General features: G+C 62.5%; 15 protein-coding genes. 6 read left to right on the forward strand and 9 right to left on the reverse strand.

Annotated features, from left to right (window positions below):
- The first annotated feature begins 3 nt into the window (after nucleotides 1-3).
- Entirely contained in the window at nucleotides 4-309 is a 306-nt protein-coding gene (locus EEB13_RS24525; protein ID WP_033233959.1) for a DUF1416 domain-containing protein, read from the forward strand.
- Nucleotides 310-586: 277 nt separating this feature from the next.
- Nucleotides 587-1,228 carry an FABP family protein gene (locus tag EEB13_RS24530; protein WP_172935982.1) on the forward strand — a complete coding sequence of 214 codons (642 nt, stop codon included), beginning with the start codon at nucleotides 587-589 and terminating at the stop codon, nucleotides 1,226-1,228.
- Between the two features lie 233 nt (nucleotides 1,229-1,461).
- On the opposite strand, the gene cydC is transcribed toward EEB13_RS24530, so the two are convergent.
- The 5 genes from cydC to EEB13_RS24555 all read right to left on the reverse strand — a co-directional run bounded on the left by cydC (nucleotide 1,462) and on the right by EEB13_RS24555 (nucleotide 8,441).
- Nucleotides 1,462-3,150, reverse strand: a complete 1,689-nt coding sequence (cydC, locus tag EEB13_RS24535) for a thiol reductant ABC exporter subunit CydC (RefSeq protein ID WP_141486473.1) — start codon at nucleotides 3,148-3,150, stop codon at nucleotides 1,462-1,464.
- On the reverse strand, nucleotides 3,140-4,828 hold the full coding sequence (cydD, locus tag EEB13_RS24540) for a thiol reductant ABC exporter subunit CydD (RefSeq protein WP_141486474.1): 1,689 nt from the start codon (nucleotides 4,826-4,828) through the stop codon (nucleotides 3,140-3,142). The genes cydC and cydD overlap by 11 nt, the downstream gene beginning before the upstream one ends.
- Nucleotides 4,829-4,870: 42 nt before the next feature.
- Nucleotides 4,871-5,914 (reverse strand): cytochrome d ubiquinol oxidase subunit II, encoded by a 1,044-nt coding sequence (gene cydB, locus EEB13_RS24545; protein ID WP_033233956.1) that lies wholly within the window; start codon nucleotides 5,912-5,914, stop codon nucleotides 4,871-4,873.
- Between the two features lie 9 nt (nucleotides 5,915-5,923).
- Complete coding sequence (locus EEB13_RS24550) at nucleotides 5,924-7,423, reverse strand: cytochrome ubiquinol oxidase subunit I (protein WP_033233955.1); 1,500 nt, start codon at nucleotides 7,421-7,423, stop codon at nucleotides 5,924-5,926.
- Between the two features lie 172 nt (nucleotides 7,424-7,595).
- On the reverse strand, nucleotides 7,596-8,441 hold the full coding sequence (locus EEB13_RS24555) for an aminodeoxychorismate lyase (RefSeq protein WP_045068801.1): 846 nt from the start codon (nucleotides 8,439-8,441) through the stop codon (nucleotides 7,596-7,598).
- Nucleotides 8,442-8,557: 116 nt separating this feature from the next.
- Between EEB13_RS24555 and EEB13_RS24560 the strand changes: the two genes are divergently transcribed.
- From EEB13_RS24560 to EEB13_RS24575, 4 genes are all read left to right on the forward strand, one after another.
- Nucleotides 8,558-9,643, forward strand: coding sequence for a YgfZ/GcvT domain-containing protein (locus tag EEB13_RS24560; RefSeq protein WP_092806874.1), 1,086 nt, complete (start codon nucleotides 8,558-8,560; stop codon nucleotides 9,641-9,643).
- Nucleotides 9,640-10,308, forward strand: coding sequence for an MOSC domain-containing protein (locus tag EEB13_RS24565; protein WP_045068795.1), 669 nt, complete (start codon nucleotides 9,640-9,642; stop codon nucleotides 10,306-10,308). Before EEB13_RS24560 ends, EEB13_RS24565 begins: the two co-directional genes overlap by 4 nt.
- Complete coding sequence (locus EEB13_RS24570) at nucleotides 10,305-11,258, forward strand: asparaginase (protein WP_033233951.1); 954 nt, start codon at nucleotides 10,305-10,307, stop codon at nucleotides 11,256-11,258. The genes EEB13_RS24565 and EEB13_RS24570 overlap by 4 nt, the downstream gene beginning before the upstream one ends.
- A 224-nt stretch (nucleotides 11,259-11,482) precedes the next feature.
- Nucleotides 11,483-11,686 carry a DUF3073 domain-containing protein gene (locus EEB13_RS24575; RefSeq protein WP_033233950.1) on the forward strand — a complete coding sequence of 68 codons (204 nt, stop codon included), beginning with the start codon at nucleotides 11,483-11,485 and terminating at the stop codon, nucleotides 11,684-11,686.
- 148 nt (nucleotides 11,687-11,834) lie between these two features.
- On the opposite strand, the gene purM is transcribed toward EEB13_RS24575, so the two are convergent.
- The 4 genes from purM to EEB13_RS24595 form a co-directional block, all read right to left on the reverse strand.
- Nucleotides 11,835-12,914, reverse strand: a complete 1,080-nt coding sequence (purM, locus tag EEB13_RS24580; RefSeq protein WP_033233949.1) for a phosphoribosylformylglycinamidine cyclo-ligase — start codon at nucleotides 12,912-12,914, stop codon at nucleotides 11,835-11,837.
- Between the two features lie 193 nt (nucleotides 12,915-13,107).
- Nucleotides 13,108-13,854 (reverse strand): AIM24 family protein, encoded by a 747-nt coding sequence (locus tag EEB13_RS24585; protein WP_033233948.1) that lies wholly within the window; start codon nucleotides 13,852-13,854, stop codon nucleotides 13,108-13,110.
- 12 nt (nucleotides 13,855-13,866) lie between these two features.
- The gene (locus EEB13_RS24590; protein WP_033233947.1) at nucleotides 13,867-14,544 is read right to left on the reverse strand and encodes an AIM24 family protein; all 678 of its coding nucleotides are present in this window, start codon (nucleotides 14,542-14,544) and stop codon (nucleotides 13,867-13,869) included.
- Nucleotides 14,545-14,547: 3 nt separating this feature from the next.
- Complete coding sequence (locus tag EEB13_RS24595; RefSeq protein ID WP_033234334.1) at nucleotides 14,548-15,156, reverse strand: AIM24 family protein; 609 nt, start codon at nucleotides 15,154-15,156, stop codon at nucleotides 14,548-14,550.
- Nucleotides 15,157-15,270 lie beyond the last annotated feature (114 nt).

The following is a 15,270-nucleotide window of genomic DNA, read 5'->3' on the forward strand; positions in this document are numbered from 1 at the left end:
AACATGTGCGGAGCACCTACTCAGGGTCAGACCCTGCCTGCCGGCGTCGACGTCGAGAAGGAAACCGTCATCACCGGCCGTGTCCTCGCGGCTGACGGCCAGCCCATCGGCGGCGCATTCGTGCGCTTGCTCGACGGCTCCGACGAATTCACCGCCGAGGTCGTCGCGTCCGCTACCGGCGACTTCCGTTTCTTCGCCGCCCCCGGATCCTGGACTGTGCGTGCACTCTCCAGCTCCGGCAACGGCACAAGCGCCGTGAACCCCGAAACATCGGGCGTCCACAACGTGGATGTCACGGTCAGCAAGTAAGTTCCGGACTCACCGGCAAAGGTCCCGCATCCCAGGAGGATGCGGGACCTTTTCTTGTCGTTTGATTTGTCACAGCCTCCCGATTTTTCCGGCAGGTCGAGGCCGTCTAAGATAGGCACGTGGTCATCTTCTTCGAGGTACTTCTCGCACTCGCATCCGTCATGATCGCTTGGTTCTCCGTGTACGTCGTTTACCGTTTGGTCACCGACGAATCGTGAGTCAAGCTCCGGGATCAGGGTCTGACGCGACAGCTGACGATTCCACCGCTTCAGGTGCCATCAGGCGCGGAAGCGGGGATGAGGCAGTCGCAATAGCTGTCGAACGTTCCAAGTCGACAGCTTCACTCAACATTCCCACTCTCCCGGATCTCCCGGTCCCCGAGGACACCGCAAATCTGCGACTCGGCCCGGACATCAATCCCGCCCTTCTCGCCCTGCTGCCGCTTGTCGGCGTCTGGCGCGGCGAAGGCGAAGGGCACGACCCGGAAACGGGCGACTACCCCTTCGGACAACAAATCGTCATCTCCCACGACGGTGGCCCCTACCTGTGCTGGGAATCCCGATCCTGGGTTCTCGATGCCGAGGGCAACTACACCAAGCCAGACACGCGCGAAAGCGGCTACTGGCGCATGGGCGGCGACGGCATCCCCGGCAGCGTGAACGAGGAAGTAGTCGAACTACTCCTCACCCACAGCTCAGGCGTCGTCGAAATGTACTACGGAACCGCGCTCACCCAGTCCTCGTGGGAGCTCGCGACCGACGTCGTGATCCGCAGCCAGTCCGGTGCACTGTACGGCGGCGCAAAGCGCCTTTACGGCATCGTCGAAGGTGGCGACCTCGCATACGTCGAGGAGCGAATCCTCGCGGACGGCGCGCTCGAACCGCGCTACTCGGCGCGGCTCACCCGCTACATCGGCTAACTGCTGCCCACCGCACGAAGCGACCCCCGAGCCATACCCACGCTTTCGCGTGGGTCCCGGTCGGACTGATCGGGGGCTCGGGGGTCGGGTGGCTGCCCGGGATTCGCCGGCCGCTCCTGCGGTAAGTGAATTCCGTCAGCGATTGCGGCTAGCTGGCAGCCACCTCACGCGTCCGTCTGTACTTCAATTTCAGACCACCTCCTTCCTTGTGTACAGGAGAAAGTACGCCCACTTCACCGCGACGGCAATCTATTTTCCGCCGAAATATTTCCGACGCATATCACCTGGTCAGCTCCAGTGTGTTCCGGAAGTTGATGGGTGACGACCACGACGGTCCGATGCGGAGCCAGCAGAGTGCCGTCTCGTCCGAGCAGTTCACGCAGCACCTCCGCGCCGGCTTCGGCATCCATGTGTTCGGTTGGTTCGTCGAGCAGCAGGATTTGCGCGGGTGAGACGACTGCCCGGGCCAGCAGCAAACGCCGACGCTCGCCGCCTGAGACTGCTCGCATGCCGCCGACGAGAACGGTGTCGAGTCCGTCGGGCAGGTGAGCGAGCCACTCCCCCAGGCCGACGTCACCGAGTACTGTCGCCGCGGCGGTAGGCGTGAGATCGCCGCGCGCTACTCGCAGATTTTCGAGCACGGAGGTCTCGAAGAGATGTGCGTCTTCTGCGAAGAACCCGATGTGTCGGCGAAGCTCTGCTGGTTCGATCTCTGAAATCGGAACGCCGCCAGCGGAAATTGTCCCCGATACCGGTGGGAGGAGCCCCGCCATCGTCATCAGGGCCGTTGTCTTTCCTGATCCGCTTTGGCCGATCAACGCGATCCGCGCGCCGGGACGCACCTCGAACGTGAGTGGCGCGGTGACGTTGCCTCCAGGCCACCCAGCGCAGAGTCCGTCGACTGTCAGGACATCCGACTCGGGCCACGCGTTGTCGCCCTCTGCGATCTCCTCGTCTGCGCGGTCGAGTACCGCCATGATTCGCGCCGACGCCAACCGGGCTTTGGTCAATGCCACTGCAGCAGTGGGCAGAGCCGCAGTTCCCTCGAACGCCGAGAGCGGGAGCAATACCAGGATGCCCAGTGCCATCGGTGTCATGTCGGTATTCCCGTAGAGCACGATGCCGATGAGCAGCGACGCCAGGACGCTGACTCCCACTGCGAGAGGTGTTGCGGCAGCGGCAAATGCGCTCGGCACCGCAGCGCGGTCGGTAGCATCGACTACGTCGCCTTCGGCCGACACCGCGTCGGACACGGCAGCGTCCAAACGTCCCGCCACTCGAAGCTCGGCAGAATGATCGAGCGCGGTGACCGCTGACGCACTGAATCGCACAGCAGCAGAAGAGCTGTCGGATTCAGCAATTCGAGCAGCGCGGGCCGATAACCAGGGAGCCAGGATTCCGGAGACCGCGAGCGCGATCGCCAAGACCATTGCCGCCGGCACGGAGATGAACATCAAGATGCCCACGGCGGAAACGGCAAGAATAGCCGATACAGCTATGGGGACAAGTGCTTTCACCACCACATCACCAACTGCATCGACGTCGGCTCCGGTACGCGCAAGCAAGTCGCCACGGCGCAGGCCGGCGGCCGCAGCCGGGTTACCCGCTGCAAGACGCGCGTATATCTGGGCCCGCGCGGACGTTGTCCCGCGCAGCGCAACATCGTGCGTCGTGAGACGCTCCAAGTAGCGGAATACACCCCGGGAGATACCCAGAGCACGCACGGCGACAACAGCAACGCTGAGATCCAGTACCGGCGGCATTTCCCAGGCCCTGGTGATCAACCAGGCCGACAGCGCCGCCAACGCCAGAGCACTGCCGAGCGTCGCCACTCCGGCCGCGACAGCGATGAGTACGCGTCGTGGTTGCAGTTCGAGGAGACCCAGAGCGCGCAGCAACGGATCGCGGTGGTCAGTTCTCATGTGCGTGCACCTCGATGATCTGATCTGCGACGGCAAGCACGCTGGGGCGATGTCCGATGACTATGACGGTGTCGCCGCCCTTCGCTCGCGCTCGCAATGCATCCAGGACCGTAGTTTCCGAATCCGCGTCCAGGTGGGCGGTGGGTTCGTCCAGCACAAGGACGGGCCGATCGGACGACAGCACACGTGTCAGTGCCAGCCGCTGCCGCTGCCCGAGCGAGAGACCGACACCCCCGGCCCCCACCACGGTATCGAGACCTGACGACAGTTCGGCAAGAACTCCGTCGAACCCTGTGGCCACAGAAGAATTGTGCAGCGCATCGGAGTCGATGGGTCCGGTGAGTTCGAGGTTTTCCCGAATGGTTCCCGGCACCATGACCGGATGTTGCGGCAGCCAAGCGATCTGCGCCCACCACGTATTCTCGTCGAGTTGTCGAACGTCCGTTCCGCCGACGCTCACAAAACCACCGCTGGGTTCGATCAACCCGAGCAGGGCCTGCGCCGCGCTCGACTTGCCGGAACCATTTGCTCCGGTGAGCACGGTGATCGCACCGGGTCGCACCACTCCCGAAAGCTCGTACGGCGCAACACCACCACGCGAATTCACGCTCAGCGTGTCGAAAACGATGTCCGTGCCGCGCGCATCAACCACGACTGCGCCGCCGACGGGTGCAGAGGTGTCCGCTTCGATGACACTGAAAGCTTTGTCCGCAGCCGCCATTCCGTCCTCGGCCGCGTGAAATTGCATTCCCACCATCCGCAACGGCAGATACACCTCCGGGGCAAGAATCAACGCAACGACGCCCGGCTCCAGCGACATGTCCCCGTACACGAGCCGCAAGCCGATACTGACTGCGACCAACGCAACACTCAGCGTTGCAAGGAATTCCAACACCATCGACGAAAGGAAGGCGACCCGCAGCGCGGACATCGTGGTGCGGCGATGCGAATCGCCCAGTTCCCGAACCCGCTCGGCCGGACCGTCTTGGCGACCCAGCGCTCGCAACGTGGGTAAACCCGAGAGGAGATCGAGCAATTGCGACGACAACGTTGTCATCGCAGCCAGGGTCTTCTCGGACTTACCCTTTGTCAGCAATCCGATCAGGATCATGAAGATCGGAATCAAAGGCAACGTGATCAAGATGATCACTGCCGACGTCATATCTTGCAGGGCAATAACTATCAGCGTGATCGGGGTCAGAGTCACCGACAGGATCAACGACGGCAGATAACCCGTCAGATACGGAGCCAGACCGTCGACACCACGGGTGAGAACCGTAGCGATTTCATCTCGACGTGGGTCGAGATCGCGGGGACTCATCGCCGTCGCCGACGTGAGCACACCCTCCTTGATCTCGGCCACCACACGGGTCGACGCGCGGTGAGCAAACCGCGCTTGCAGCCAGGTTCCCAGTATCCGAATCCCGACAGCGCCTGCGAGGACACCGAGTTCGGTTGTCCACGAAGAAATATCGACGGTTCGGGTGGTGATGACTCCGGCCAGCACCCGGCCGATCATGAGCGCCGAGACAATGACCATCACGACGTTGATCATCGACAGGGCGACTGTCAGAATCAGATATCCACGCGCAGAGGCGGAATGCCGCCACAGGCGCGGATCGATCGGTCCGCGGCGACGCTCCCGAGTGGTGGGAACGTCGCCTACCTCGATTGTCACTTGAATTCGACCGTCACTTCTTTCGAGGCACTGATGCCGGATTTACCACGTCTTGGCTTTGAACTTCAGCCCGATCGACGGTGGAATCTGCTTGGTGGAGATGCGTTGACGGAATACCCAGTACGTCCAGCCCTGGTAGATGATCACGATCGGCGTCATGAACGCCGCGGCCCATGTCATCACCTTGAGCGTGTACGGACTCGACGACGCGTTCTCGATGGTCAAGCTGTACGCCGGATCCAGCGTCGACGGCATGACATTCGGGAACAGGGAGCCGAACAGCAGCACGACGGTCGCGATGACGGCCACCGTGGTGAGCACGAACGCCCACCCTTCCATTTCAGCGCGGGTCAGGAAGATAACGCCGATCAATGCTGCTGCCGCAGCGGCAACCAGAATCCACGTCCATCCCTTGCCGTATGCAAGCTGGGTCCACAGTACAAATGCGCCGGCCACCGGAACCGCCGGAATCGCGAGTCGGGCAGCAATTTTCACCGCATCTTCGCGAACCTCGTCGGCGCTCTTGAGTGCCAGGAACACTGCGCCGTGCAGCGCGAACACCAGAGCAGTGGTCAGGCCGCCGAGCAATGCGTACGGGTTGAGCAGATCGAAGAATCCTGAAACGACCTGCTTGTCGGCATTGATCTCCACGCCCCGAACGATGTTCGCGAATGCCACGCCCCACAGAACTGCGGGAACCCAGGAGCCGAAAATAATGCCCCAGTCGCAACGCTGACGCCATTTGTCGTCGTCGATCTTGCTTCGCCATTCGATGGCAACGATGCGAACGATCAAGGCCACCAGGATGATCAGCAGCGGTAGGTAGAAGCCGGAGAACAACGTCGCGTACCACTCGGGGAACGCGGCGAACAACGCACCACCGGCCGTGATGAGCCACACTTCGTTTCCGTCCCAGACCGGACCGATGGTGTTGAGCGCAACGCGTCGACGCGTATCTGCCGGTAGGCCACTGCCTCTGCCGACAATCGGCATGAGCATTCCGACACCGAAATCGAAGCCTTCGAGGACGAAGTAGCCGACGAACAGTACTGCGACGAGCACGAACCATACTTCTTGAAGTCCCATGATCGCCTCCTAGTACGCGAACGACAGTTGTTTGGGCTTGTCCGGATCTTCCGGCTCTTCGTGGTCGGTATCTCCCGGCGGATGCATGTCGTGTTCCAACGGGCCTTCCTTCGCGTATCGCACGATCAGCTTGAACCAGACGACACCCAAAGCGCCGTACAGGAGGGTGAAGGTGATCAACGAGACCCAGACCGTTGCCGACGCGTGGTCCGAAACACCTTGGTCGACAGTGAGTCTGATCATGTCCACGCCGGTCGGGTTGGGATGCACCACCCAGGGCTGGCGGCCCATCTCGGTGAAGATCCAGCCCGCACTGTTGGCGAGGAACGGCATGGGAATCGCGACGAGGCTCAGGATTCCGAACCACTTCTGGTCCGGTACCCGACCCCGGCGGGTTACCCACAGACCGGCAAGTGCCAAGGCTGCGGAACCGGCGGCGAGGCCGATCATCGCGCGGAATGACCAGTACGTGACAAAGAGATTCGGACGGTAGTTGCCGGGGCCGAAGTCCTGCTCGGCCTGCTCCTGCAGCTGGTTGACGCCTTGAAGCTCGACACCGGTGAACTTGCCCTCGGCCAGCCACGGAAGAACGAACGGCACCTTGATTACGTGAGTCACGCTGTCGCAGTTGTTGTGAGTTCCGATGGTCAGGAGTGAGAAATCCGGATCCATCTCGGTCTCACACAGCGACTCTGCCGACGCCATCTTCATGGGTTGTTGTTGGAACATGAGCTTGCCTTGGACGTCGCCGGTGTAGATGACGCCGATGCCGGCAATGATGATCACCAGCAACGCGAATCGGGCACCGGGACGGTACATCGTCCTGGCATCGGTTTCGAGCTTTGTCGCCTCCGCTGGGCCGACGGTCTTGGTGCGGCGCATGTTTCGCACCATCCACCAACCACAGATGCCGGCGACAAAGGTTCCCGCAGTCAAGAAGGCACCTGCTACTGCGTGCGGGAATGCGGCAAGAGCGGTGTTGTTGGTCAACAACTCCCAGATGCTGGTGAGCTCAGCACGACCCGTCTCCGGGTTGTACACCGCTCCGACAGGGTGCTGCATGAACGAGTTGGCTGCGATGATGAAGAACGCCGACGCGTTGACGCCGATCGCCACGAGCCAAATACATGCCAGGTGAACAAGTTTGGGTAGCCTGCCCCAACCGAAGATCCACAGCCCGATGAATACGGACTCCATGAAGAAGGCCACAAGACCTTCGAGAGCCAGCGGTGCACCGAAGACGTCGCCGACAAATCGTGAGTACTCACTCCAGTTCATACCGAACTGGAATTCCTGCACGATGCCGGTAGCTACGCCGATGGCAAAGTTGATGAGGAACAGCTTGCCGAAGAACTTGGTGAGTCGGTACCAATGATCTTTTTTGGTCACGACCCACATGGTTTGCATGATCGCGATCATCGGAGCCAATCCGATGGTCAGCGGAACAAAGATGAAGTGATAGACGGTAGTTATACCGAACTGCCACCTGGAGACGTCCAAAGTATCCATTGGCTACTCCGAGAGTAGGGCCCTGGGACAGGCTTCGGGGTTCGAGACGCGGGCGTTCGCTCGGCCCCTGCGGACACGGTACTGCTGTCCGGTTTGGACCGCAGGACTTTGCTACTACTCAAGGTAGTAGAGACCGTCGAGGATTCCTATTCGCCCATTTCGGCCCCGCTCTCTAGTCGACGGCCCGTTCGACCAACTTCGTGAATTCGGCAGCGACTTTAGGCTCTGGTAAAGCAAAGCCATCCAGTGTAGTGACGCGCGCTGCCAGCGTGACGCTCGAAACCATCCACACACCGTCCGCTGCGATCAAGTCCGCAGGTCGCAGGGTTTCGTAACGACTGTCGAAGCCCGCTCCCTTGGCGACGTCGAACAGAGCACGCTGTGTTGTGCCCATCAAAATGCCCTGAGCGGGCGGCGGTGTGATCAAAGTCCTGTCCCGCACGACCACCACCGTCGAACGCGGCCCTTCCAACACATTGCCCTCCGAACTGACGAAGATCACATCATCGGCCCCCAAAGTGCCGGCGTAGCGCAGTGCAGCCATGTTGGTTGCGTAGGACAACGTCTTCGCTCCCAGCAACTGCCACGGCGCGCGTGCCGACAAATCCACCGAGAATCCGCGTTCGAGCGTGATCACCGACAAACCCGCTTCTCGCACCTGCCGCACCCGATCCGCCACCGGTCCGACCATCACGAAAGCCGTCGGCTTGTCCCCACTCTCGCGCCCGCGCGTCAGGACGAGACGCAACGCGCCTTCCTTCTCGCTGCCCCACTCCTCGACGGCCATCTCGATCGCCAGACGCCAGTCGTCCAGTATCGGGGCAGGCAAACCCAATGCCTCGGCGCTGAGAACCAGTCGGCTCAGGTGAGCTTCGACTACCCGCGCTCGGCCACCCCGAACCAACAACGTCTCGAATACCCCGTCGCCCCGCACGACAGCCAAGTCGTCAGCATGGAGAAAGGGTGCGTCAGCATCGAGCACCTCATGGTCGAGAGTTACCAATACGCGATCAGCCATACCCTCAACACTAGCGACGGAAAACACCGCTCACGCCCCGCACTCGACCAACGCGCGGACCACACTCCTAGACTGGTGACGTGGTCGACAACGCTCTTGTGCCCAACAGCCCACTCATGACTGCCCCCGGTGCGGTCGCAGCCCCGGACGGATCGGTCGACATCGGTGTCGCGTGGCATCACGGCGATCCACTCGGTGAGCAACGGACTGCGCAGCGCGACGCGATCGTCGTCGATCGCAGCCACCGATTTGTCATCGCCATTCCCGGCGACGAGCGACTCACCTGGCTGCACACCATTTCGAGCCAGCACGTTGCCGCGCTCCCCGACGGGAAGAGCGCCGAGAATCTCAGCCTCGACATCAACGGCCGCGTCGAGCACCACTTTGTCCAGACGGACCTCGGCGGCGTCACCTGGATCGACACCGAGGCCGATCGAGGCCCCGCACTCCTCGCCTTTCTGAAGAAGATGGTGTTCTGGTCCAAGGCCGAACCCCGCGACGGCAACGAACTTGCCGTTCTCAGCATTCTCGGGCCGAAAGCCGCCTCGGTCCTCGACGCCGTCGGCACGAGTGCGCCCGTCGACGTGTACGACGCGCATGCCCTGCCAGGCGGCGGCTTCGTCCGTCGGATGCCGTGGCCGACCGAAGACTCCTTCGATCTCCTCGTACCCCGCGAGCACTTGGCAGCCTGGTGGACCAAGCTCACCGACGCCGGCGCCACACCCGCCGGAACCTGGGCCTTCGAGGCCCTTCGTGTGGAAGCCGTCCGCCCCCGAATCGGGCTCGACACCGACGAGAAGACCATCCCGCATGAGGTTCGGTGGATCGGCGGCCCAGACGAACACGGCGCGGTCCACCTCGAGAAGGGCTGCTACCGCGGTCAGGAAACCGTCGCGCGCGTGCACAACCTCGGCAAGCCGCCGCGTCACCTCGTTCTCCTGCACCTCGACGGAAGCGCCGAAGCCCTCCCCGAACCGGGCGACCCCGTCACAGCCGGTGGCCGCGCAGTGGGCCGCGTCGGAACCGTCGTCAATCATCACGAGCTCGGGCCTATCGCGCTCGCACTGGTCAAGCGCAACGTCCCCGCTGGGACCGAATTAGTTGCCGGTCCCAGCGCCGCGTCGATCGATCCGGACTCGATAGTCGACGACAACGCACCTCAGGCCGGACGTGAAGCCGTCAACCGATTGCGCGGGAAGTGACCGGCATCGTGGACGCCGTGTGCGTCGTACATGCCGAACGCGACAGCGGCGTCAAACGCGTGACTCGAACCGCAATCGACAAACGATCCGTCGACGGCCGGGTCCCCTTGGGCCGACTCGGCCTCGGCGGCGACTATGTCTGCGACACCGAATTCCACGGCGGCGCGTATCAAGCCGTCTACGCGTACGACCATGCCGAAGCGCAGCGTTGGTCGACGGAGTTGGGCCGACCTCTCCATCCCGGTTGGTTCGGTGAGAACCTTCGCCTCAGCGGTATCGCCGTGACCGACGCGGTCATCGGCGAACGTTGGCACATCACCGGAGCGGACTCGTCCGATGTGGTGGAACTCGAAGTCACCGGGCCCCGCGTGCCGTGTGGCACCTTCGGACTCTGGTCGGGCGAGAAGGGCTGGGTCAAGCGGTTCACCCAGCGAGCCGATGTCGGCGCGTATCTGCGAGTGAACCGAACGGGCACACTCGCAGCCGGCGATACGGTCACGCGAGTGCACGTCCCCGATCACGGCGTCACGGTTCGACAAGTATTCACAGGCGCAGATCCCGAACATCTGCGGCAACTGTTGAACGGTCACCACGATCTTGCGCCGAACGTCCTCGAGCGGATCAGCACATTCGTCGAACGAGCGGAAACACAGGTGCATTCGTGAGCATTGAACTGGTCGAAGTTGTCCGCTCCGGATTCCGCGAGTGTGTACACCGCGGATCGGCCGTCATCCTCGACGCCAACGGCGACCTGGTTGTGGGGGTGGGCGAAATCCACACACCCATCTATCCCCGCTCGGCAAACAAGCCGCTGCAGGCCGTCGCAGCGCTCCGCAACGGCTTCGAACCAAGCAGCCCGGAGGAACTGGCCGTCGCGGCGTCGTCGCATGCCGGTGAAGCCGACCACATCGAACTCGTCGAGGGCCTACTCGAACGTTACGACCTCCGCGTAGATCAATTGCAGTGCCCTGCAGATCTGCCAGGCAACGAACTGGCCCGCGCCGAGCTGATTGCCGCAGGCCAGCTCCCCAGCCCGATCTACATGACCTGTTCGGGCAAGCACTCCGCGATGCTCGCCACGTGCGTGGTGAACGACTGGCCGCTCGAGACGTACATGGAACCGACACATCCCCTGCAACTCGCCATCGCGGAGACGATCTTCGATCTCAGCGGCGAGGAGGAGCAGGAGTTGGGAATCGACGGCTGCGGCCTGCCGATCGTGCCACTCTCGCTCTCGAATCTGGCTCGAGCTTTCGGTCGACTGCCGTCGGCGACGCCTGATTCCCCGGAACGCGCTGTCGCCGACGCCGTGCGAGCCAACCCATTCCTCGTCTCCGGAACCGGGCGCAACGATCAGCGTCTGATGTCCGCGGTGCGCGGCCTGTTCACCAAGACCGGATACGACGGTATCTACGCGGGAGCCCTCCCCGACGGTTCGGCGTTTGCTCTCAAGATCGACGACGGACACGAGCGGGCGCTGCTTCCGTTGGCCGCCGCACTACTCAAGCGGATGAATACCGAATGGACCGAAGAATTGGCGGCTCTGGCGTCGGCTCCGGTGTTCGGCGGGGATGCCCGCGTGGGCACGATTCGAGCGATTCCGGGGAACTTCTGAGTAGTTCCGGGAAAACTTTTGCGCAGTTCTAACAAAGTTCTGAGCAGTTCTGTCAGCATCCTGGCAGCTCGCGGCCATAGTGAGAGCAAACAGACACGGCGACGAGGGCCACGTGGAAGCGGAAGCGACTTTTCCAGGCTAGAGTGTGTGTCAGGAAACTTACACACTCAAACGGGGCCGCCAAATTCCCCAGGCCGCCCCGCGAAAGCGCGAGGGGGTCAGCCATGGGCCGCGGCCGGGCTAAGGCAAAGCAGACCAAGGTTGCACGCGAATTGAAGTACAGCGTACCGACCACGGATTTCGATAGCCTGCAACGAGAGCTCGCAGGTGGATCGACCAACTCGCATCGGAGCAGTGTCCGATCGGACCAGACTTCCGATAGGGAAGGGCATTCGCGAGAGGACGACTACGACGACTGGCGGCGTTGACCGCGCACTGCCATCTGCGCAGACTGTGAAATGAGGAAGAGCTGATCGCTCTTCCTCATTTTTGCGTGCTTCTTCCAGGTGCTCGATCCGCACAAAAAAGCTGCCCCACCGAACTGAATCGGTGGGGCAGCTTTGTGGTCTTACCGGCTTAGAAGCGCGGGTGATCTCCGGCCAGGAACGCACGCTCTGCTGCGGCGTCCGAGGCCTTCTTGATGCTTCCCAGCGTCCAGCAGTCGATGTGGCGTGCGGTGAGCACGGCCAGCGCACGATCGACGTCCTCAGGAGCGACGACGGCAACCATGCCGACACCCATGTTGAAGGTCTGCTCCATCTCGGCGCGCTCGACGCGTCCGCGCTGCGCGATCATCGCGAAGACTGCCGCGGGGCTCCACGTTCCACGATCGAGTTCGGCAACGAGTCCCTTGGGCATGACGCGTCCGAGGTTGTTCGCGAGGCCGCCACCGGTGACGTGGCAGAAGGTGCGGACGTCGGTCTCGGCAGCGAGGGCCAGGCAGTCCTTGGCGTAGATCTTGGTGGGCTCGAGGAGCTCCTCACCGAGGGTGCGGCCGAACTCGTCGACGTGTGCGTTCAGGTTCATGCGGTCGATCTCGAGAAGCACCTTGCGGGCCAGTGAGTAACCGTTGGAGTGCAGACCCGAGGATCCCATGGCGATGACAACGTCGCCGGGACGGACGCGGTCCGGTCCGAGCAGCTTCTCCGCTTCGACGACGCCCACGCCGGTGGCGGAGAGGTCGTAGTCACCATCGGCCATGATGCCGGGGTGCTCGGCGGTCTCGCCGCCAAGCAGCGCGCAGCCGGCCTGAATGCAGCCCTCGGCGATGCCGCCCACGATCTCGGCAACTCGCTCGGGAATCACGCGTCCGACGGCGATGTAGTCCTGAAGGAAGAGCGGCTCGGCGCCACAGACGACGAGGTCGTCGACAACCATCGCGACGAGGTCGAGGCCGACGGTGTCGTGCTTGTCCATCGCCTGAGCGACGGCCAGCTTGGTTCCGACGCCGTCGGTGGAAGCAGCGAGGACAGGCTCCTTGTAGTCACCCTTGAGCGAGAACAATCCGGCGAATCCGCCGAGGCCGCCCATGACCTCGGGGCGGCTGGCCTTCTTGGCCATGGGGGCGAAGAGTTCCACCGCCCGGTCGCCGGCGGCGATATCGACTCCTGCTGCTGCGTAGGAGGCGCCTGCTGTGCGGTGACTGTCCTCGGTCATCGGATTACTACTCCAGCCCTAGTATTTCTCGCGCACGTTTTCTCCGTGCACAGGTATGTGTTGTGTAATCCTCGCGACGTGCCGAGGCGGTCGACTCGAGCGAACAAGACCCTCAGCGCACACAAATACCGACGATTACGCCCTTACGCTACCGGACACAGGCAGCTGACGAGACCTCGCGTACCGTTCGCGCTCAGTTCTGGAGCTGCGAACCGATCGAGGTGTGCAGCGCCCGCAGACTGTTCTGCCCGAGTGCAACAGTCTCCGACTGGATGTGCCGCAGGAGGTGTCCGTCGTTGAGAACCTTCTCGCTCGACTGGATCAGCACCGTTCCGGCGCCGGTGAAATCGAACTGTTTCTCTTCACCCGTATTCGCACCGAACATGGTTCCCCGCACCGAACCGAGGAAGCTCTGCATCCAGTCGGCGTCGAAGTGGTGGGACGGCGACGGGCAGTCAGCCCAGCCGACGAGAGCCTGTGGATCGATCCGCAACGGAGGTTCGGCAAACATGACCGGACCGTTGGACGACGCCAGAAACTTCCCGGTACCGAGCAACGTCAAAAAGCCTGGCACGATTGACTGTTTGAGTTCGAGCCCGTTCTCGAAGGCAAGCAGGTTGGCAGCGCGGATCGTGAGGTTGCCGTCGTCGAGATCGTAGGAATTGATGTTGAATCCCCGGTCGCCCAGAATCAGCTTGCCTTGGCCCTGGGCGATTACCCAGTCGTCCGCGTACAGCGGCGACGAGAATCTGGCCGCCACCATCGCCGACATGCTCGTGCGTCCGAGCGGCTCGAAATTGACCATGCCGTAGTACGCGATCATTGCGCCTTTGGACGTGAACCAGGGCTGCCCGGTCAGCTCGATGCAGAAGGCGTAGTCATTCCCCGGGACGTTGTCGTTCGCAGGCAGAGATGCCGGAGTGTGAATTTCGATACTCATTCGATTTCTCCCTCAGAACTTCTGCTCGGACGCCTGAACCCAGACGGTGCCCATACCGGTCATCTTCAGCTGAATGGACTCCCCCGAGCCCTTGCCGACGGCTTCACGCCAGCCGACGTTGGCGGAGATGTCGACGGTGATCTGCCCGAGGTGGCACACGTACGCCTGTGGGTCCACCACAACTTGGGGATTGTTCGGACCGACCTGCAGAGGAATTGCCCCGCCGTGCGAGAGCACCGCGACGCTTCCCTGCCCGTGCAGTTGTGTCGTGAACAGTCCTTGCCCTGTCATCGCACCGCGGACGGCGCCGCGAACACCACCTTGCGACGTCAAGGCCACGATCGAACTTTGCAGGTAGGCGTCATGCGCTAGAAGACGATCTGCTTCCACGGTGAGCATGGACGAGCCGTCCAGATGGATCACGTCGACGTACAGTCCGGCGTGACCGTAGTGGACCTCGCCCTGTCCTTCTGCCGCCATCATGCGTGCATGTTCGCCCGACATCATCCGGCCGGCCATGCCCGCGATGCCACCCATATTCGGCATCGCACCAGGACCGCCGCCCATGCTGTGCGGGACGAATCTGACGTCGCCGGTGTAGTAGAGCATCGATCCGGTTCGGGCCAGCACGTTCTGCCCTGGAACGAGAGTCGACTTGACGACCTTGCTGTTCACCTTTTCCAACGGCATGGTTCAGCGCTCCTCGGGCTGGATGTAGACGACGCCGGATCCGTCGAAGCGCAGCGAGAACGCCTCACCGCTGCCACCGCCGATCGCGGACCGCCAGGTGACGTCGGTGACGAAGCTCTGATTCAGTTGTCCGCGGTGGGCGACAAAGGCGTCGGGGTCGGCAACAAGCGGGTACTGCGGGCTGACTTCGAGGGCGATGATCGGCCCGCCCTTCGACAGCACGGCCACCAGACCGGTGCCGCTGACAACTGTCGTGAACAATCCCTGGCCGGAGCCGGCGCCGCGGAGGCCGGCAAATTTCACGTCGGTGCGTAGCTGTCCCACGATTGCCAACAGCTGTGATGCTTCTACGTGGAGAGCGTCGTTGTTGAGTTCGATGATCGTGATGTCCTGGGCGTCCACGGCGAAGTAAACGGTGCCTTGACCACTGACTTCCATCAAGGACAGCGACTCTCCGGCTGCCTTCTGTTTGAGCGCAGCGCGGATTCCACCGCCTCCGCCCATTCCGGCGTTCTTGAAGGTGACCGCACCCTCGTACGCCACCATAGATCCGCTGATCGCTTTGATGGTGTCCCCCATCAAGTCCGCGACCAGGACTCGATGCCCATCCATTCTCAGTTGCGCCACGAGGGCACTATGCCAGATAGCCGCGACACTTGACGTGACCGGAAACATAAAAAAATTTGCCGCCCCGACAATCGGGGCGGCAAATTATCCGTTTCGGCG

The sequence above is a fragment of the Rhodococcus sp. WS3 genome, assembly GCF_003797085.1.
Lineage (GTDB): Bacteria > Actinomycetota > Actinomycetes > Mycobacteriales > Mycobacteriaceae > Rhodococcus_F > Rhodococcus_F globerula.